Source organism: Massilia sp. ST3, assembly GCF_018119405.1.
Classification (GTDB): Bacteria; Pseudomonadota; Gammaproteobacteria; order Burkholderiales; family Burkholderiaceae_D; genus Telluria.
Window position 1 is genome coordinate 20,564 of sequence record NZ_JAGPWC010000027.1, and the last position, 19,392, is coordinate 39,955.

Consider the following 19,392-nt stretch of genomic DNA (forward strand, 5'->3'; position numbering starts at 1 on the left):
CGATGCCGGTACGCTACCTGATCGTCGACGACGAGGCGCGCAGCCGCAGCAACCTGCGCCTCGCCCTGACCGACGCCTCGGATTGGGAGCTGGCCGCCGAATGCGCCAGCGCGGCCGCCGCGCGCGAGGCGCTGGCGCGGCATGCGGCCGACGTGGTCTTCCTCGATATCCAGATGCCGGGGGAGTCGGGACTGGTGCTGGCGCGCGAACTCGCCGCCCAGCCCGCGCCGCCCCTGGTCATCTTCGTCACCGCCTACAGCGAACACGCGATCGACGCCTTCGAGGTGTTCGCGCTCGACTACCTGCTCAAGCCGATCGGCGACGCACGCCTGGCCCAGGCGGTGGAGCGGGCCGCCGGGATGCTGGCGCAGCGCCAGCGCGGCGCCTACGCGGCCGCCTTACGCGACTATGCCGGCGCAGGGACGGGTTCAGCCGAGGCCCGGCGCATGGAGCACGTCAACGTGCGCTCGGTCGGCAGCATCGAGCGCATCCGCTTCGAGGACATCCTGTGGATGCAGGCGGCCAGCAATTACGTCGAACTGCACCTGGCGGCGCGCAGCGTGCTGCACCGGATCACGCTGAACCGCATGGAAACCCTGCTGCCGCCGGGCGACTACCTGCGCGTGCACCGCAGCACCATCGTCAGGCGCGACCAGATCGCGCTGCTGGCGACCGATGGCGACGGCAGCTACCGCCTGACCCTGCGCTGCGGCGCCGTGACGGCGGTGAGCGAGCGTTACCTGGCGGCGCTCAAGTCGGCCATGTGACGAACGTCCCCGTGGCTGGGACGGCTGCGCTGGTTCCGCCGCGGCGCGCTCCCTAGACTGTGCCTTCATAGTGATCATTACGGGAGATCTTCTTGCACCTGTCCTTGCTTTCCCTCGCACGCGCGGCGCTGGCCTGCGCCTGCATCCTGCCCCTTGCCGCTCCGGCGGCCGAACCGGCGGCGCTGCGCGCGCTGGCCGACCGCACCATCCGTCCACTGATGGCGCAGTACGGCGTGCCCGGCATGGCGGTCGGCATCACCGCCGGCGGCCGGACCATGTTCTTCAACTACGGCATGGCGTCGACGCAGGACGGCGCGCCCGTGACCAAACACACCCTGTTCGAACTGGGCTCGATCAGCAAGACCTTTGCCGCGACCCTGGCGCTCTACGGCCAGGCCCAGGGCAAGCTGTCGCTCGACGACCATCCCGGCGACTACCTGCCCGCACTCAAGGGCAGCCCCATCGACAAAGCCAGCCTGCGCCATCTCGGCACCTATACGGCGGGCGGCCTGCCGCTGCAATTCCCCGATGAGGTGGAGGGCATGGCGGCGACCATGGCCTATTACGGCGCATGGCGGCCGGACGCCGCGCCGGGGACCCTGCGCCGCTATTCCAACCCCAGCATCGGCCTGCTGGGTCAGGCGACGGCGGCCGCGCTGGGCCAGGGCTTCGGCGAGGCGCTCGAAGGGCAGCTGCTTCCCGCGCTGGGCCTGCGCGACACCTATGCGATGGTGCCGCCGGCGGCGATGGGGCGCTACGCCTGGGGTGTGGATGCGGCCGGCAAACCGGCGCGGGCCACGCGCGCCGCGCTCGACGTCCAGACCTACGGCATCAAGTCGAGCGCCGCCGACATGATCCGCTACCTCCAGGCGAACATGGAACCGTCCCGCCTCGTGGGGCCGGCGCGGCTTGCGGTGGAGGGGACCCATGTGGGCTACTACCGCGTCGGCGAGATGGTGCAGGGGCTCGGCTGGGAGCAGTACCGCCCGCCGCTGAGCCTGGCGCGCCTGCTGGCCGGGAACGCGGCCGGGATGATCCACGCCCCGAATCCGGCCACGCCCGTCGCTCCCCAGGCGGCGCCCCCCGGGACACTGTTCAACAAGACCGGCTCGACCCGGGGCTTCGGCGCCTATGCGCTGTTCGTGCCGGACCGGAAGATCGGCATTGTCCTGCTGGCCAACAAGAATTTCCCGATTCCGGCGCGGATCGAGGCGGCCCATGCGCTGATGGAAGCGCTCGACCCCAGGGGCGGCCGATGACGGCGCCGTTTCCTTCGGCCGCGATCCTGGACACCGCGCTCGCGCACGGCCGCGCCAGGAATGCGGGCATCGACTGCCTGCGCGGCCTGGCCATCCTGCTGGTGATCGTGCACCACCTGGCGTTGCCTTTCCGCCTGCCGCTGGGCCCCAGCCTGCTGAGCGAATGGTGGCCCAGGCGCCTGCTCGACGCCATCGGTTTCAACGGCTACGAGGCGGTGTACGTCTTCTTCGTCATCTCCGGCTTCCTGATCGCGCGCAGCATCATCGAACGCGATGGAAGCCTGGAGCGGGTCGACCTGCGCCGCTTCTACGCGGCGCGCGCGCGCCGCATCCTGCCCTTGCTGGCCCTGGTGCTGGCCTGCCTGGCGGCGCTGGGCTGGATGGGCATGCCCGGCTTCGCTCCGGAAAACGCGGAGCAGAGCGTAGTCGGCCTGCTGGCGGCGGCGCTCAGCTTCAGCTTCAACCTCTATGAAGGCCGTACCGGCTGGGCGCCGGCGGGCTGGGACGTGCTGTGGTCGCTGTCGATCGAGGAAATGTTCTACCTGGGCTTTCCCTTGCTGTGCCTGTGGCTGCCGCGCCGGATCCTGGCCGGCCTGCTGCTGGCCTGGGCCCTGGCCCTGCTGCCGCTGCGCGCGCTGGTGCCCGTCGCCGACGAGGTATGGTGGGAGAAGGCCTACCTGCCCGGCATGGCGGCCATCGCCTGGGGCGTACTGGCCGCCATGCTGGCCCAGCGCTGGCGTCCGGGCCGGCGCATGGCGCGCGCCATGGCGCTGCTGGGCGCATGCTGCCTGCTGGCGGTGCTGGGGTGGCCCGACCTGGTGCACCGCCACCTGTTCAAGTCCGCCCTCTACGTCCTGTGCATCGGCGCCTGCCTGCTCTTGTGCGCCTTCCACGCCCATCCGCCGGCACTGCGCCGGGGACTGGGCTGGCTGGCGCGCATGGGGCGCCTGAGCTACGAGCTCTATCTGTCGCACATGTTCGTGGTCCTGGGCGCCGCTGCGCTGTACCGCAGCGTATTGGGCGAGACCCAGGCCTGGACCTTCGCCATCTACCTGCCCGTGCTCTACGTGTGCGTGCTGCTGGCGCGGGGATTGCAATCGCTGACGGAGTCGCCATGACCTTCATCCATACCAAGACCGCCGGCTTGCTGCTGGCCCTGTGCTGCCTGTCCGGCGCCGCCGCCGCCGGGCCGTCCCCAGCGTCCGCCTATGCCCTCGACAACACGGAAGTGCGCGACATCCGTGCGCAAGCCTTGCAGCGCGACTACCAGCTGTATGTGGCCCTGCCGGACTCCTACAGAGAGGGCGGCAAGCGCTACCCGGTGCTGTTCGTGACCGACGCCAACTACGCCTTCCCGGTCGTACGCGGCATCGCGCAGCGCCTGCACAAGCATGCGGGCATGGAAGAGGCGATCGTGGTCGGCCTGTCGTATGCGAAGGGCGACAGCGGCGTCCACAGCCGCCGGCGCGACTACACGCCCAGCGTGCCGCGCAAGCAAAGCTACCGCGCCGACATGCCGGGCCGGGCCCCGGAATTCGGCGGCGCGGCCGCCTACGGCAAGTTCCTCACCGGCGAAGTGCTGCCGCTGGTCGCGCGCCACTACCGCGCCGACATGGGGCGCAAGATCTTCGTCGGCCATTCCTACGGCAGCCTGCTCGGCCTGCAGTTGCTGCTGGGCGCGCCGCGCAGCTTCGAGCACTACATCCTCGGCAGCCCGTCGCTATGGTTCGACGGCGGCGTGATGTTCGAGCGCGAACAGGCCTATGCCGCGCGCCACAAGGACTTGCCGGCCTCGGTGTTCTTCGGGATCGGCGGGCTGGAGCGCCTGGCGCCGGGCAAGCGGCGCTCGCGCAGCGAGGAGGAGGCCGACATGGTGGAGGACTTGCGCGAGTTCGACGGCCTGCTCGCGCAGCGCCGCTATCCGGGCCTGAAGACGAAGCTGCGGGTGTTCCATGAAGAAGACCACGCGAGCGTGTTCCCCGCCGTGCTGACGCACGGCTTGCGCAGCTACCTCAAGTCGTCGAAGTGAGCGCATGCCGCTCGAAGTGCAGGCGGTCGTACCACACGCCGCCCAGCTCGAAACTGCGCCTGGAGTGACCGAACCGGACGAAGCCGTTGCGCAGCAGGACGCGCACCGAGCCCAGGTTTTCCGCGCGCGCGTCCGCCTCGATGCGCAGCGTTCCGTGTCCTCGATCGCCATCGCGATCGCCTGCGCCACGCCTTTCCTGGCGTAGTAGGAGGCCGGCCGCGCGTTGATGGTGGATTCGAAGAAGGCCCGGTTATCGGTTTCGAATGCGAGCAGGGCGTCCAGGTCGGCGCGACCCGGTGCGGCGAGACGGAGGGTGGGCATGCGACGGCTTCCGGTGGGATTGCCGGCATTGTACTACCGGCCGCGGTGGCCGGCGGCGTTCAGTGGGCGACCGTTTCGCGCACCGTGTTCCAGGCCGCGCCGGCGCACACCGTCACCACCCGGTTGCGCCCGGCCGACTTGGCTTCGTACATAGCGCGGTCGGCGGCGATGAAGAAGGAACGCAGGTCGTCGAACAGGGTCGGGACGATGGTCGCCACGCCGACGCTGACGGTGACCATCTCGGAGGTGGTCGAGCGAGGGTTCGGCATGGCCAGGCGCTCGACGTGGGCGCGGATCGCCTCGGCCAGGCCGGCCGCGCCCTCGGCGGCGGTTTCGCCCAGCAGCACCACGAATTCCTCGCCGCCGTAGCGCGCCGCCAGGTCGGCCGGGCGCACCGCGTGCTCCTGCAGCACCTCGGCCACCATCTGCAGGCACTGGTCGCCCTCGGCGTGGCCCAGGCTGTCGTTGTAGCCCTTGAAGTGGTCGACGTCGAGCACGAGCAGCGACAGGGGCTGGCCGCTGCGGATGGCGCGCTGCCATTCCTTTTCCAGGGCGCTGTCGAAGTGGCGGCGGTTGGCGATGCGGGTCAGCGGATCGACCAGCGCCGCGCGCTGCAGCGCCGTCTCGGACTGCTTGTGGTGAGTAATGTCGTGCAGCAGGGCGACGAACAGCGGTTCGCTGCCCGCCATGGGGGTCAGGCTCAGGTCCATGGCGCGCAGCGTGCCGTCGCGCTGGCGCACCAGCACTTCGCGCGTGCCGCGGCAGCGGGCGGCGAGCTCCGGATCGTCGCGCTCGGCGAAGTAGGCCGCATAGTCCTCGTCCGCAGGCTCGGCCAGCAGCCCGGCCAGCGGCAGGCCGACCAGTTCGCGCATGCTGTGCGCCACGAAGCCTTCGCTGGCCGGGTTGGCGTAGACGATGCGGCCGTCGCCGTTGACCAGTATCAGGCCTTCGTCCATGCCGTCGAGGATCATCTGCAGGCGGTCGTTCTGCTGCTTCTGGCTGACGCTATGGCGGCGGAAACGCAGGTGGGCGCCGACGCGGGCGCAGACCTCGGCCATGCGCACCGGCTTGGAAATATAGTCGACCGCGCCGGTGTCGAAGCCGGCCACGATGTCCTCGGTCTCGCCGCAGGCGCTCACGAAGATCACGGGAATATGGGCGGTGTCGGGCTGGCGCTTGAGGCGGCGGCAGATCTCGAGGCCGTCGAGGTCGGGCAGCAGCACGTCGAGCAGGATCAGGTCGGGCTGGACGCGGGCGGCGATGTCCAGCGCGCGCTTGCCGGTGGTGGCGATGAAGGTCTGGTAACCCTGCTGGCGCATGATCTCCTGCAGCAGCCCGAGGCTGTCAGGGGCATCGTCAACGATGAGGATCGCGGACTGGCGCGCGGGCGCGGAGAACGCGAGGGCAGGGGGAATCATGGGGGTCTGGTCAAAACGGCATGGGCGACCTGAGAATCATACTCCCAAAATGAATCCATCCGGCAACTTTTATTGCCGGTTATTTACACGTAATGTTTAGTTATGGCCGAGTGTGTTGCGAGACTGCCACTACAGTTGGCTGATTTGCCAATGTTGAGGCGGGAGGCCGCGGCCGTGGCGGTGCTGGGGGAGCGCAGCGCCACGGCCGGGAGGAATTACATCAGATCGGTGATCAGCTTGCCGAGGATGGCGATGCCTTCACGGATGCGTTCCGGCGGCACGGTCACGAAGGACAGGCGCAGGGTGTTGGTTTCCGGCTCGTTGGCGTAGAACGGCGCGCCCGGGACGAAGGCGACGCGCGCGGCCAGCGATTGGTCGAGCAGCTTCATGGCGTCGATATGCTTCGGCAGGGTCACCCAGATGAACATGCCGCCTTCCGGCTTGGTCCAGCTCACGCCGGCCGGGAAGTGCTCGGCCATCGCGTCCAGCATCACCTGGCACTGGTCGCCGTACAGCTTGCGGATGGTCGGGATGTGCTGGTCCAGGAAGCCGTCCTTGACCACTTCGTGCACGACCATCTGGGTCAGCTGGGCGGTGTGCAGGTCGGCGGCCTGCTTGGCCAGCTCGAGGCGGCGCACCAGCGGCAGCGGGGCGCACACGTAGCCCAGGCGGATGCCCGGGGTCAGGACCTTGGAGAAGGAGCCCATGTAGATCACGCCGTCCGGGTTCATCGCCACCATCTTCGGCGAGGGCGCGCCCTTGTAGCTCAGGGAGCCGTAGGGATCGTCCTCGATCAGCGGCAGGCCCAGGCGGGCGCAGGTTTCGACCAGCTCCTGGCGGCGTTCGACCGACAGGCTGCGGCCGGTCGGGTTCTGGAAGTTCGGCAGCGCGTACAGCAGGCGCGCGCCCTTGGCGACGGCGTCGATCGAGGACGGCACCAGGCCGTGTTCGTCGGTGTCGACCGATTTGAATTCGGGACGGTAGACCGAGAAGGCCTGCAGCGCGCCCAGGTAGCTCGGGGTTTCGACCAGCACGCGGCTGCCTTCGTCGATCAGGACCTTGCCCAGCAGGTCGAGCGCCTGCTGCGAGCCCGAGGTCATGAGGATCTGTTCAGGCAGGATCTTCGAGCCTTCCGTCGACAGCGAATTGGCAATCCATTCCCGCAGCGGGCCATAGCCGTCGGTCGGGCCGTACTGCAGCGCGACCTTGCCGGTCTGGGTCAGCACCTTGTCGTAGGCGGTCTTCATGACCTCGACCGGGAAGGTGGCTGGCGAAGGCAGGCCGCCGGCGAAGGAGATGATCTCCGGACGCTGGGTGATCTTCAGGATCTCGCGGATGAACGAGCTTTGCAGCTGCTGCGCGCGTTCCGAGAACTGCCACTGGATGGGATTGGGATTTTCGATTTTCATTACTGTCTCACATGCTCACAGAAGGGGACCGCGGGAGGTGCCGGGCCATTATAAAGCACGCCGGATAGGCGGCTTCGCCAAGGCCGGGCCGGGTAGGCCCAGCCCGCATCGGGTTATTGCATTTGCATCAATGCGCGTTAGTCAGGCGACTTCGACGATCATCTCGATTTCGACGCAGGTGCCGCGCGGCAGCGAAGCCACGCCGAAGGCCGAGCGCGCGTGCTTGCCGGCGTCGCCGAACACCTCGCCCAGCAGCTCGGAGCAGCCGTTGGTGACCAGGTGCTGCTCGTTGTATTCCGGGGTCGAGGCCACCAGGCTCATGACCTTGACGATGCGCTTCACGCGGGTGAGGTCGCCGCCCACCGCTTCCTGCAGGGTGCCGATCAGGTCGATCGCGACCGAACGCGCGGCGGCCTGGCCGTCCGCGGTGGTCTTGTCCTTGCCCAGGATGCCGGCGTTCGGGCTGCCATCGGCGTTCTTGGCGATGTGGCCCGAGATGAATACCAGGTTACCGGTCTGCACGTACATGACGTAGGCGGCGGCCGGGGTCGCCGGGGCCTGCAGGGTGATGTTCAGTTCCTTGAGTTTGTCGTAGACGGACATGCTATTTCCAGGTTGCGGTGGGTGAAGGCGATATTGTACGTCGTGACACGGGTGCTGCGGGGATTGCTAGCGTTATCAAACGTTTAACGAAGTCGAAAAGCAGGCGTCGTCACGCGCATTTTCCAACGTCTTCTCCGCGCAGGCGGGGACCCAAGTTAGTGCGCGGGCCACTCACCCAGACTTGGGCCCCCGCCTTCGCGGGGGTGACGGGGAGGGGCAGCGAGCACCTCAGAGAAGACCGGCGCGTCGACATTCCCGCCCGTCAAAGGCAAACCAATCCGCGCAACGCCAGCCAGCCTGCCCTCCCGCTTCATCTGCAAGGCCCCCGCCAGCGCCGCCGCCCCGGCCCCTTCCGCCACGTTGTGCGTGCACGCATACATCACCCGCATCGCCTCCGCCACCTCCGCGTCGCTCACCGCGATCACGTCGTCCGCATGGCGCAGCACCACCTCCAGCGAAGCGGCATCCGGCGCCCGGCAGGCCATGCCGTCGGCCAGCACCGTGCTCACCGGCGCTTCCACGGCGCGCCCGGCCTGGAAGGACAGCTGGTAGGCCGGCGCGTGGCTGGACACCACGCCCACGATCCGGGTCTGGAGCCCCAGCGCCTCGCGCGCCGCCACCGCGGCCGCGAAACCCGAGCCCTGGCCGATCGGGACCAGCACCAGGTCGAGCCCGGGCTGGGCGCGCAGCAGCTCCAGCCAGTAGCTGGCCACGCCGGCCACCAGGTCGGGGTGGTAGGAGGGCACCATGTGCAGGCGCTCACGGTCCGCCAGCGCATAGGCGTGCTCGCGGCTCTCCTGGAATTCGGCGCCATGCTCGACCAGGCGGGCGCCCAGGGCGCGCATCGCGGCGTTCTTTTCCACGCTGTTCCCGTGCGGGACGACGATCGTCGCTTCCAGCCCGTGGCGGCGGGCCGCGAAGGCGATCGACTGGCCGTGGTTGCCGCGCGTGGCCGCCGCGACCCCGCGCACGCCTGGCTCGCGCCGTAGCAGGCGCTCCATGTAGACCACGCCGCCGCGCAGCTTGAAGGCGCCGGCCGGGCCGTGGTTCTCGTGCTTGACCCAGGTTTCCAGGCCCAGCGCGGCGTCGAGCAGGGGCCAGTTGTACTGAGGCGTGGCGGGCATGGCGCCGTAGACGATGCGGGCGGCGTTCTCGAGCGCTGGCAGGTCGGGCAGCATCATGGGGGTTCCTTATATATAGATAGAGGTTAGCGGCGCACCTGCATGCGGCGCGCCGCGAACACGGTCGCGACGACAGCCAGCGCGAACAGGCAGTTGGTGAAGGTGAGGGCTTCGCCCAGCAGCATGGCGGCGCCGAGCAGGCTGAGGAAGGGCTGCAGCAGCTGCACCTGGCCCACGCGCGCCACCCCGCCCAGCGCCAGGCCGCGGTACCAGAAGAAGAAACCGGTAAAGGTCGAGCCCAGGGTCACGTAGCCAAAGGCGGTCCAGGCGCGCGGCCCGACCTCGTCCAGGACAGCCAGCTGGGGCGCGCACAGCCAGAGAACCATCGGCAGCAGCACCGGCACCGACAGCACCAGCGCCCAGCAGATCACTTCCGGCCCGCCCATGGTGCGCGCCAGGCGGCCGCCCTCGGCATAGCCCATCGCCGCCATCGGCACCGCGGCCAGGACCAGCAGATCGGCCAGGTGCAGCGCGCCGCCGCCCTGGGCCAGGGCGAAGGCGATCACCAGGCCGGCGCCGAACAGCGCCAGCACCCAGAACCCCTGCGAAGGCCGCTCGTAGCCGCGCAGGGCGGCGTAGAGGGCGGTGGCGAGCGGCAGCACGCCGACCAGCAGCGCGCCGTGCGAGGCCGGCAGGGTGCGCAGGGCCAGCGAAGTCAGGAGCGGAAAGCCGACGATGCAGCCGACGATGACGAGCGCCAGCTGCCACAGGGCGGCGCGTGAGGGACGCGGCACCCGCTTCCAGCACAGCCAGCCGGCCGCCAGTACGGCCGCGCCCAGCGCCCGCCCGAGCGCCACGAACAGGGGATCGAGTTCGGCCACGGCCATGCGGGTGAAGGGAATGGTCAGGCTGAAAATGGCGACACCCGCGAGGCCCAGCAGCATGCCGCGGGTTTCGTCGAGGGGCAGGGATGGAGCTGGGCAGCTGGTGGTGGCGCTCATGGGCATCCTTCGGAATCTTGTTGCGGTGTTGGCATCGGAAGGTCTATGCTATCCCGGCGCACCAGTACAGTCCCAGTACACTTGCGCACATAATCTTTCGACTGTGATGGTGAAATGACCAATACGCACCTGCCCTTGCTGCTGAGCCGCGAATCGGGCGAAGCCCTGGCCGACCAGATCGTGCGCTCGGTGGCGGCGCGCATCGAAGAGCGCCTGCTGCGTCCCGGCGCGCGCATGCCCTCGATCCGCCAGTTCGCGGCGACTCACGGGGTCTCGGCCTTCACCGTGGTGGCCGGCTACGACCGCCTGGTAGCCCAGGGCTACCTGGAATCGCGCCGTGGCGCCGGCTTCTTCGTGCGCGAGCGCGCGCTGCCGGAGGAGCGCCCGGCCTTGCCGGCGCGCGAGGCGCCGCCCGCCACGCTGGACGTGGCCTGGCTGGTGCGCAGCATGTTCCGCCAGTCGCCCGTGAACCTGTCGCCCGGCACCGGCGTCCTGCCCGCCGACTGGCTGGACGGGCCGGCGGTGGCCAACGCGCTGCGCGCGCTGAGCCGCCAGAACAGCAGCATCCTGATGAACTACGGCACGCCCCAGGGCTTCCTGCCGCTGCGCCAGCAGCTCCAGCTCAAGCTGGCCGAGAACGAGATCGACGCCGCGCCCGAGCAGCTGGTGACGACCTTGGGCGTGACCCAGGCCCTGGACCTGGTGGCGCGCGAGTTCTGCCGGCCGGGCGACACCATCCTGGTCGACGACCCGGCCTGGTTCCTGATGTTCGGCTCTTTCGCGGCCATGGGCCTGAAGGTGGTCGGCGTGCGGCGCCTGGCCGACGGCCCGGACATCGCCCAGCTGGCCCAGCTGGCCGCGCTGCACCAGCCGCGCCTGTACGTCCTCAATTCGGTGCTGCACAACCCGAGCTCGACCTCGCTGTCGGCGGCCAAGGCCTTTCAGGTGCTGCGCCTGGCCGAGCAGCACGGCTTCACGGTGGTCGAAGACGACATCTACAGCGACCTGCACCCGGGCGGGGCCACCCGCCTGGCCGCGCTCGACCAGCTGGACCGGGTGATCTACCTGGGCGGCTTCTCGAAATCGATGGCGGCCAACCTGCGCGTCGGCTTCATCGCGACTTCCAGCGAACGGGCCCAGCGCCTGGCCGACCGCAAGATGCTGGCCACGCTGACCACCAGCGACATCGGCGAGCGGGTCGTCTACAAGATCTTGTCCGAAGGCCACTATCGCAAGCACCTGGACCGCATCCGCACCCGCCTCGACGCGGTGCGCCCGCGGGCGCTGCGCCGGCTCGAGCAGCTCGGCATGCGGCTCGACCCGGCGCCGTCCAGCGGCATGTTCGTGTGGGTGGATGCCGGCTGCGACACGAATGTGCTGGCCGCGCGGGCGATGCAGGACGATATTTTGCTGGCGCCGGGCAGCCTGTTCTCGCCAAACCAGCTGCCGTCCAGCCACATGCGGCTGAACGTGGCCGCCTTGCAGGACGAAGGCGTGTGGCGCTTCTTCGAGACGGCGATCGCAGGCTGATGCATCAAAAATTTGCCTTTTTGCATCATCTGCGGATATTTCCACTGCCTGGGGGCTGATTTGTGCAAATTTTGTTGGCTCTTCAGCAATTTATTGGGCGCCGCCCCTTGAAAATCTTTCCGCTCTCCCAATCTGTGGGCGGTCTGTATCAACCCTGACATTCACGAGGAACAAGATGGCTGTCGCCGAAAAAGAAACCCTTGGCTTTCAAGCTGAAGTCAAACAGCTGCTGCAACTGATGATCCACTCCTTGTATTCGAACAAGGAGATCTTCCTGCGCGAACTCATTTCGAACGCTTCCGACGCGGCCGACAAGCTGCGCTTCGAGGCGATCAATAACGACGCCCTGTACGGCAACGACCACGAACTCAAGATCAAGGTCTCGTTCGACAAGGACGCCAAGACCATCACCATCTCGGACAACGGCATCGGCATGAGCCGCGAAGAGGTGATCTCGCACCTGGGCACCATCGCCAAGTCGGGCACCAAGGAATTCTTCAGCAAGCTGTCGGGCGACCAGCAGGCCGACGCCGCCCTGATCGGCCAGTTCGGCGTGGGCTTCTACTCCGCCTTCATCGTGGCCGACAAGGTGATCGTGCACACCCGCCGCGCCGGCGCCTTCGCGTCCGAAGGCGTGCGCTGGGAATCGACCGGCGAGGGCGACTACAGCGTCGAGCCGATCGAGAAGGTCAACCGCGGCACCGACATCATCCTGCACCTGCGCGCCGGCGAGGAAGAACTGCTCTCCGCCTGGAAGCTGAAGTCCATCATCCGCAAGTACTCGGACCACATCTCGCTGCCGATCGTGATGCAGAAGGAAGAGTGGGACGAGGAGAAGAAGCAGACCGTCCTGAAGGACGAGTTCGAGACCGTCAACCAGGCCAGCGCGCTGTGGGCGCGCAGCAAGTCGGACATCACCCCGGAACAGTACAACGAGTTCTACAAGCACATCTCGCACGACTTCCAGGAACCGCTGACCTACACCCACAACCGGGTCGAGGGCCGCAGCGAATACACCCAGCTGCTGTACGTGCCGGGCCACGCGCCCTTCGACCTGTGGGACCGCAACAAGCGCGGCGGCATCAAGCTCTACGTCAAGCGCGTCTTCATCATGGACGACGCCGAACAGCTGATGCCGACCTACCTGCGCTTCATCAAGGGCGTGATCGACTCGAGCGACCTGCCGCTGAACGTCTCGCGCGAGATCCTGCAGGAGTCGCGCGACGTGCGCGTGATCCGCGAAGGCTCGACCAAGCGCGTGCTGGGCATGCTGGAAGAACTGGCGAACGCCGAGGAGCAGGAAACCCGGGCCAAGTACGCCACCTTCTGGAAGGAATTCGGCCAGGTGCTGAAAGAGGGCATCGGCGAGGACGCGACCAACAAGGACCGCATCGCCAAGCTGCTGCGCTTCGCCTCGACCGCGAACGAGTCGGACGAGCAGAGCGTGTCCTTCGCCGACTACCTGGGCCGCATGAAGGAAGGCCAGGACAAGATCTACTACGTCACCGCCGACAACTACACCGCCGCCAAGAACAGCCCGCACCTGGAGATCTTCCGCAAGAAGGGCGTCGAAGTGCTGCTCATGACCGACCGCGTCGACGAATGGATGCTGTCCTTCCTGAGCGAATTCGAGGGCAAGGAACTGGTGTCGGTGGCCAAGGGCGGCCTGGACCTGGGCGCGCTGGAAGACGAGGCCGAGAAGAAGGAACACGCCGAGACCGAGACCCAGTACAAGGACCTGGTCGAGAAGATGAAAGGCGCCCTGGGCGACAAGGCCAAGGACGTGCGGGTCACCTTCCGCCTGACCGATTCGCCGGCCTGCCTGGTGGCCGACGAAAATGAATTGTCCGGCAACCTGCTGCGCATGCTGAAGGCCGCCGGCCAGGATGCGCCGGAGTCCAAGCCCATCCTCGAGATCAACCCGAATCACCCGCTGGTGATGCGCTTGAAGTACGAGGACGCGGCCGGTCAGCGCTTCGGCGACTGGTCGCACATCCTGTTCGACCAGGCCCTGCTGGCCGAGGGCGGCAGCCTGAGCGATCCGGCGTCGTTCGTGAAGCGCTTGAATGAGATGCTGCTGGCGACGACGAAGTAATCAGGGTCAGCGTAAGGAGAGCCGGGGCAGCGATGCTCCGGCTTTTTTATTGGTGTGCGCAGAAACTCAGGCTCCGGCCTTCGCTGGAGCGACGGTTTTTCGGTTAGCAGCTTACGAACACCGTTGTGGCCAGCACCTTGCGCACGTCGTTCCAGCGAAGGCCGGAACCCAAGTTTGCCCGCATACCACCTCAGCATCAAAGATGCCGCGTCTCCCCCGGCGGCGTCACCCAATTATCGTTCCGCCCATCGAACACCCGCAGCGGCGCCGCCAGCAGCTCCTCCACCGGCATGTCGTCCAGGCTGCCGACTGTGACCGCGACGAACGGCCCCGCCGCCGATGCTCCGCTCGTGAAGATGTTGATGCCGCACGCGCCGCAGAAGTTGTGGCCGTCGCGGCGCAGGTGGAAGCGGTATTCGCGCAGCGCCTCCCGCCCCTGCAGCAGGCGGAAGGACGCGGGCGGCAGCTGGACCGCCCAGAAGCGCATCTTGGTGCAGATGCTGCAGTTGCATTTGACGGTGCCGCGCGCGAGGTCGATGTCGGCTTCGTAGCGCACCGCGCCGCAGTGGCAGCTGCCGTGGTAGGTCTTCATGCGGCCTCGCCGGCCAGCCAGGCGGCGCGCTCGAGCTGGTAAACCGAGACCGGGCAGCCATGCCAGGTTTCCTCGCCCTGGTAGCGCATGCCCAGCTTCTGCATCACGCGCGCGGAAGCGGCGTTGTCGGGGTCGCAGATCGCGCACAGCAGCGGCGCATCCAGCTCCTCGAAGGCGAAGCGCGCCATGCGCCGCGCCGCCTCGATCGCATAGCCCTTGCCCCAGTGCTCCCGGCGCAGGCGCCAGCCGATCTCGTGCGGATTGGCCGGGTCGTGCCCCAGGTGCTGGATGCAGCCGGCGCCCACCAGTTCGCCCGTCTCGCGGTCGAGGAAGCTCCACCACGAATAGCCGACCGTCCGCCAGCGGCCCTGCACCCGTTCGATCACGGCGCGCGTTTCTTCCGGCGTCTCGGCCGCGCCGGTGATGTAGCGCATCACCTCGGGGTCGCTGTTCAGGGCGCGCAAGCCCGCGTAGTGCGCGCTGGCCATGGGCTCGAGCCGCAGCCTGGCAGTGCTCAGGACCGTCATGGCTTACGCCGACACCTGGTCGCAGAACCCGGTCAGCAGCCGTTCGCCCTCGGGCCAGTCGCCATGCCCGGAATCGGCGTTGAGGTGGCCGGCCTTGCCGATGTCGACGAAGCGGCTGCCCCAGCTCGCCGCGAAGCCCTGCGCGCGGTCTGGCGTCACATACGGGTCGTCGCTGCTGGCGACCACGATGCTGGGGAAGGGCAGCGGCTCCATCGGCACCGGCGCGAAGCCGTTCAGGGGCGCCGGATAGGAGGGCGCTTCGACGTCGCTCGGCGCGACCAGGAAGGCCCCGGCCACCTTGAGCGGCGAGCCGCAACGCGCCCAGTGCGCCACCAGGATGCAGCCCAGGCTGTGGGCGACCAGGATCGGCGCGCCCTTGCAGGCGGCGATGGCGGCGTCGAGTTCGGCCACCCATTCGTCGCGCTCGGGACTGGTCCAGTCGCGGTGCGGGGCGCGGGTCCACGCCGGATAGCGCTCCTGCCACAGGGATTGCCAGTGGCGCGGGCCCGAATTCCACAGGCCAGCCACGATCAGCACGTCACACTTCATCTTGCCTCCACCAGAAGTCAATCGAGTCGGCCGCCGCCGGCTTGCGCCCCTTGCGCCACCTTCGCCCCTTTTGCTTCGCCCCCGAACAGGCGCTCGAAGGGCGCGCAGAAGCGCTCCTTGCGCTGTTCGGTCAGCATGCCCAGCACGACCGTCGCCAGGGTCACCGCGGCCCCCGCCGCGATCCAGTCGGCCAGGCTGCCGGCGTCGTGCGGGTAGAGCGCGGGCCAGGCGGCGAGCACCAGGGCATGCGACAGGTAGAGCGTGAACGTGTACGAGGACAGCAGGCGGATCGGCCTTGCCATTCTCATCATAACCTCGAATCCGGCATGGCGTGCACAGGCGAAGTGGAGGCAGACGATCAGGCCGACCGCGTAGTCGGCCAGGAAGCGGTCCGCATTCGCCAGCGGGAAGGTCTGGCCCAGCCAGGTGGCGCGTCCCAGGTTGCGCAGCAGGTCTTCGGCGCCGCCCAGTTCGTAGGCTGCCAGCAGCGCCACGCTGAGGATCCAGCCGATGCGCGCGAGGCGGCGCGGCATGGCGCGGCGCGCCTGCCAGTGATAGAGCAGCACGCCGCTCAGCCACACCGGCAGCAGCAGCCACAGCTTGATCCCCATGACGGCCAGCACCAGCGCGCCCAGGGCAAGGCGCGCCGCGCCGCGCAGGTAGAACAGCACGCCGAACAGGAGGTAGTACCAGGCTTCGTAATTGAGCGACCACCAGGGATTGAGCAGGGGCGGCACTTCGGACAGGGTCCAGAGTTCGCCCATGAACAGCAGGTGGAAGGGAATGTAGAGGTAGGGCTTGAGCAGCTGGTAGGCGGTGGTGTGCCCGGTGCCCGAGACGCCGAACAGTGCGGTGGCGGTCGCGAAGCCCAGCAGCAGCACGGGCACGGCGACCGAATACAGGCGCGCGCAGCGCGCCACCGCATAATCGCGCGCGCTCGGACGGCGCTGGTGAGCGGTGTAGGCGATCACGAAGCCCGACAGCACGAAGAAGGCGACCACCGCCTCGCGCCCCAGCAGCTGCAGCTGGTCCGCCAATGGTCCCCGCACGATGCCGAGCTGGGAAAAGTGCATGGCGACGACCGCCAGCGCCGCCAGGAAGCGGACGAGATCGAGATAAATCGAGAAGGAGCGGTCGAGAGACGGGGCTGCGCCCATGATGATTTGATTGAAAGCAACAATCGCATCATAGAGGGAGCCGCCGCCCGGCGCAATCCGCATGCATAAGTGGAAGGGGCCGGGCGTTGTAAATCGGCCGTTGTTATGCGGCCGTATTTACAGCTCGGTGCGCAGGGCGAACAGTTCCGGGAACAGCACCACGTCGAGCATCTTGCGCAGGTAGCTGACGCCGGCCGTGCCGCCGGTGCCGGTCTTGAAGCCGATGATGCGCTCGACCGTGCTCACGTGGCGGAAGCGCCAGAAGCGGAAGGCGGTTTCCATGTCCACCAGCTTTTCCGCCAGCTCGTACAGCGCCCAGTGGTGCTCGGTGTCGCGGTACACCTCGAGCCAGGCCGCCTTGACGCTGTCGTTGATGCGGGTCGGCTCGGTCCAGTCGCCGTCCAGGCGGTCCGCGTCGATCTTCAGGCCGCTGCGCGCCAGCAGCATCACCGCTTCGTCGTAGAGCGAGGGCGCGTTCAGCTCGCGCGCCAGGATGGCATGGGCTTCCGGCATCTTCTCGTGAACCGCCAGCAGGTTGCGGTTCTTGTTCCCCAGGATGAACTCGAGTTCCCTGTACTGGAAGGACTGGAAGCCCGAGGAGGCGCCCAGGTAGGGGCGGATCGCCGTGTACTCGGGCGGGGTCATGGTGGCCAGCACGTCCCAGGCATGCACCAGCTGGTCCATGATGCGCGCCACCCGCGCCAGCATCTTGAAGGCCGGCGGCAGGTTATCCTCGCGGATGTGGCGGCGCACCGCCTGCAGCTCGTGCAGCATCAGCTTGATCCACAGCTCGCTGGTCTGGTGCTGGACGATGAACAGCATCTCGTTGTGGTTGGGCGAGAGCGGGTGCTGGGCCGCGAGGATCTGGCCCAGGCCCAGGTAGTCGCCGTAGCTCATGGACTCCTTGAAGTCCATCTTGGCGCCGTGCCACTCGGCGCCTTCTTGCTTGGTCTTGTCGTTCATAGGTCTCTTTTCAGGTCACGGCGCTGCGCTCGGCCGCGACGTCGTAGGCCTCGTTGTCCAGGATATCCTTCAGGATCTCCACCGCGTCCCAGACCTCGGCGAAGCTGGTGTACAGCGGCGTGAAGCCGAAGCGCATGATCCGCGGTTCGCGGTAGTCGCCGATCACGCCGCGCGCGATCAGGGCCGCCATCACCGCGTAGCCGTGCGGGTGGGTGAAGCTGACCTGGCTGCCGCGCCGGGCGTGTTCGCGCGGGGTCACCAGTTCCAGGGGGTGGGCGGCGCAGCGGCTTTCCACCAGTTCGATGAACAGGTCGGTCAGGGCCAGCGACTTGGCGCGCAGGGCGTCCATGCCGGTCACCTCGAAGATCTCGAGACCGCATTCGACCAGGGCCAGCGACACCACCGGCTGGGTGCCGCACAGGGCGCGGCCGATGCCGTTGCAGGCGGCGAAGGCGGGTGCCATCGCGAACGGCTGGGCGTGGCTCCACCAGCCCGAGAGCGGGTGCTTGAACCGGGCCTGGTGGCGCTGCGGCACCCAGATGAAGGCCGGGGCGCCGGGGCCGCCGTTCAGGTATTTATAGGTGCAGCCGACCGCGAAGTCGGCTTGCGCCGCGTGCAGGTCGACCGGCACCGCGCCGGCCGAGTGGGCCAGGTCCCAGACCGCCAGCGCGCCTTGCGCATGGGCGTGGCGGGTGAGTAGCCCCATGTCGTGCTGGTAGCCGGTACGGTAGTTGACGTGGGTGAGCATCAGGACCGCGCAGTCGCCATCGACCGCCGCCGGGATCTCGTCGACCGAATCGACCAGGCGCACCCGGTAGCCGCGCTCCAGCCATTCGGTCAGGCCTTCCGCCATATAGATATCGGTCGGGAAGTTGCTGCGCTCGGTCACGATGGTGCGGCGCTGGCCGGTGTCGCCCTGGGCCTGCAGGTGCAGGGCGGCTGCCAGGGCCTTGAACAGGTTGAGCGACGTGGTGTCGGTGACCGCGACTTCGCCGGCGCGGGCGCCGATCAGGGGAGCCAGGCGGTCGCCCAGGCGCTTCGGCATGTCGAACCAGCCGGCTTTGTTCCAGCTCTTGATCAGGTCGACGCCCCATTCCCGGGCCACCACCTGCTGGGCGCGCGCCAGGGCGGCCTTGGGACGAGCGCCGAGCGAGTTCCCGTCCAGGTAGATCACGCCCTGGGGCAGGTCGAAGCATTCGCGCAGGGGCGCCAGCGGGTCGGCGGCGTCGCGCGCCAGGCAGCCGGCGCGGCTGATGGTGGAATGGCTCATGTGGCTACTTTCTCGGGAAGGGCGCGCACGAGCTGGCGTAATACCGCGCGCACCGGGCTGGCGTCCATGCCGGCGAATTTGAGGGGCAGGGCGATCAGTTCGTAGTCGCCCTCGGGCACCGCGTCCAGCACGACGCCTTCGAGGATGGCCATGCGGTGCGCGCGCACCGCGTGGTGGGCGTCGAGGGTCTTGGAATCCTGCGGGTCGAGCGAGGCGGCGTCGGTGCCGACCAGGATCACGCCGCGGCCGGCCAGCAGCGCGATCGCGGCCGGGGTGACGGCCGCGAAGCCGGGATCCCACTCGGTCTGCGGCGCTGCTGCGTAGGTACGCAGCAGCACGCGCGGCGGGACATCGTCCAGTTTCCCGGCCAGGTCGGCCGCATCCACGGCCCTGGCGCCGACGCAGTGGATCACGCGGCAGGGGCCGAGATAGGGCGCCAGGCCCACCTGGTCGATAGTCGCGCCGTGTGGATCATAATGCGAGGGCGCGTCGGTGTGCGCGCCCAGGTGGGTGGTCATGACCATGCGGCTGACGTGCACCGGGCAGCCGTTGCCGATCTGCCAAGTGGGGGCGGCCTCGAACGGCGTGTCGCCAGGCCAGACCGGGATGCCGGCCGAGATGACCGGACTGATGTCCCAGAGTTGTGGAGCTTCCATGCGGGCCCTCGTGGAATGTTGAGGCTTCAAGTAATCAGCGAGCCTCGCAGTGTAGCAAGTTCCGGCGCTTGCCGCTAAGGCAGCTGTCTTTTTGGCAATAATGAACGGCCCGAAAAAAATTTCAA

The 19,392-nt window shown here is 68.1% G+C and carries 19 protein-coding genes; 7 read left to right on the top strand and 12 right to left on the bottom strand.

Translation table 11 applies throughout. The annotated features are described in order from the left end of the window. Positions 1 to 2: 2 nt before the first annotated feature. From KBW98_RS11455 to KBW98_RS11475, 5 genes are all read left to right on the top strand, one after another. Positions 3 to 767 (top strand): LytTR family DNA-binding domain-containing protein, encoded by a 765-nt coding sequence (locus tag KBW98_RS11455; RefSeq protein ID WP_211520268.1) that lies wholly within the window; start codon positions 3 to 5, stop codon positions 765 to 767. Positions 768 to 865: 98 nt separating this feature from the next. Next, positions 866 to 2,026, top strand: coding sequence for a class C beta-lactamase (gene ampC / locus KBW98_RS11460; RefSeq protein WP_211520309.1), 1,161 nt, complete (start codon positions 866 to 868; stop codon positions 2,024 to 2,026). Continuing rightward, entirely contained in the window at positions 2,023 to 3,144 is a 1,122-nt protein-coding gene (locus KBW98_RS11465; RefSeq protein ID WP_211520269.1) for an acyltransferase, read from the top strand. The genes ampC and KBW98_RS11465 overlap by 4 nt, the downstream gene beginning before the upstream one ends. Continuing rightward, complete coding sequence (locus tag KBW98_RS11470) at positions 3,141 to 4,055, top strand: alpha/beta hydrolase (RefSeq protein WP_211520270.1); 915 nt, start codon at positions 3,141 to 3,143, stop codon at positions 4,053 to 4,055. Before KBW98_RS11465 ends, KBW98_RS11470 begins: the two co-directional genes overlap by 4 nt. Before the next feature lie 4 nt (positions 4,056 to 4,059). Next, on the top strand, positions 4,060 to 4,260 hold the full coding sequence (locus KBW98_RS11475; RefSeq protein ID WP_211520271.1) for a hypothetical protein: 201 nt from the start codon (positions 4,060 to 4,062) through the stop codon (positions 4,258 to 4,260). A gap of 175 nt (positions 4,261 to 4,435) precedes the next feature. On the opposite strand, the gene KBW98_RS11480 is transcribed toward KBW98_RS11475, so the two are convergent. From KBW98_RS11480 to KBW98_RS11500, 5 genes are all read right to left on the bottom strand, one after another. After that, positions 4,436 to 5,794 carry a diguanylate cyclase gene (locus KBW98_RS11480; protein WP_211520272.1) on the bottom strand — a complete coding sequence of 453 codons (1,359 nt, stop codon included), beginning with the start codon at positions 5,792 to 5,794 and terminating at the stop codon, positions 4,436 to 4,438. 215 nt (positions 5,795 to 6,009) lie between these two features. Beyond that, on the bottom strand, positions 6,010 to 7,203 hold the full coding sequence (locus KBW98_RS11485) for a PLP-dependent aminotransferase family protein (protein ID WP_211520273.1): 1,194 nt from the start codon (positions 7,201 to 7,203) through the stop codon (positions 6,010 to 6,012). 141 nt (positions 7,204 to 7,344) lie between these two features. After that, positions 7,345 to 7,806, bottom strand: a complete 462-nt coding sequence (locus KBW98_RS11490; protein ID WP_211520274.1) for a RidA family protein — start codon at positions 7,804 to 7,806, stop codon at positions 7,345 to 7,347. A gap of 155 nt (positions 7,807 to 7,961) precedes the next feature. Then, positions 7,962 to 8,987, bottom strand: coding sequence for a threonine dehydratase (locus KBW98_RS11495; RefSeq protein ID WP_211520275.1), 1,026 nt, complete (start codon positions 8,985 to 8,987; stop codon positions 7,962 to 7,964). A gap of 26 nt (positions 8,988 to 9,013) precedes the next feature. Continuing rightward, positions 9,014 to 9,928 carry a DMT family transporter gene (locus KBW98_RS11500; RefSeq protein WP_211520276.1) on the bottom strand — a complete coding sequence of 305 codons (915 nt, stop codon included), beginning with the start codon at positions 9,926 to 9,928 and terminating at the stop codon, positions 9,014 to 9,016. Between the two features lie 114 nt (positions 9,929 to 10,042). Between KBW98_RS11500 and KBW98_RS11505 the strand changes: the two genes are divergently transcribed. Beyond that, positions 10,043 to 11,458, top strand: coding sequence for a PLP-dependent aminotransferase family protein (locus KBW98_RS11505; protein ID WP_211520277.1), 1,416 nt, complete (start codon positions 10,043 to 10,045; stop codon positions 11,456 to 11,458). Between the two features lie 175 nt (positions 11,459 to 11,633). Next, positions 11,634 to 13,553, top strand: coding sequence for a molecular chaperone HtpG (htpG, locus tag KBW98_RS11510; protein WP_211520278.1), 1,920 nt, complete (start codon positions 11,634 to 11,636; stop codon positions 13,551 to 13,553). Between the two features lie 196 nt (positions 13,554 to 13,749). Here htpG and KBW98_RS11515 read toward each other — a convergent pair whose 3' ends face one another. The 7 genes from KBW98_RS11515 to kynB form a co-directional block, all read right to left on the bottom strand. After that, complete coding sequence (locus KBW98_RS11515; RefSeq protein ID WP_211520279.1) at positions 13,750 to 14,145, bottom strand: GFA family protein; 396 nt, start codon at positions 14,143 to 14,145, stop codon at positions 13,750 to 13,752. Further along, a complete protein-coding gene (locus KBW98_RS11520; protein WP_211520280.1) occupies positions 14,142 to 14,672 on the bottom strand; it encodes a GNAT family N-acetyltransferase in 531 nt (176 codons plus the stop codon). The genes KBW98_RS11515 and KBW98_RS11520 overlap by 4 nt, the downstream gene beginning before the upstream one ends. A gap of 3 nt (positions 14,673 to 14,675) precedes the next feature. After that, complete coding sequence (locus KBW98_RS11525) at positions 14,676 to 15,221, bottom strand: alpha/beta hydrolase (RefSeq protein ID WP_211520281.1); 546 nt, start codon at positions 15,219 to 15,221, stop codon at positions 14,676 to 14,678. A gap of 17 nt (positions 15,222 to 15,238) precedes the next feature. Then, positions 15,239 to 16,378 carry an acyltransferase gene (locus KBW98_RS11530; RefSeq protein ID WP_211520282.1) on the bottom strand — a complete coding sequence of 380 codons (1,140 nt, stop codon included), beginning with the start codon at positions 16,376 to 16,378 and terminating at the stop codon, positions 15,239 to 15,241. Positions 16,379 to 16,495: 117 nt separating this feature from the next. After that, the gene (gene kynA, locus KBW98_RS11535) at positions 16,496 to 17,341 is read right to left on the bottom strand and encodes a tryptophan 2,3-dioxygenase (RefSeq protein ID WP_211520283.1); all 846 of its coding nucleotides are present in this window, start codon (positions 17,339 to 17,341) and stop codon (positions 16,496 to 16,498) included. A 10-nt stretch (positions 17,342 to 17,351) separates the two neighbouring features. Next, a complete protein-coding gene (kynU, locus tag KBW98_RS11540; RefSeq protein ID WP_211520284.1) occupies positions 17,352 to 18,611 on the bottom strand; it encodes a kynureninase in 1,260 nt (419 codons plus the stop codon). After that, on the bottom strand, positions 18,608 to 19,267 hold the full coding sequence (gene kynB / locus KBW98_RS11545; protein WP_211520285.1) for an arylformamidase: 660 nt from the start codon (positions 19,265 to 19,267) through the stop codon (positions 18,608 to 18,610). Before kynB ends, kynU begins: the two co-directional genes overlap by 4 nt. Positions 19,268 to 19,392: the final 125 nt, after the last annotated feature.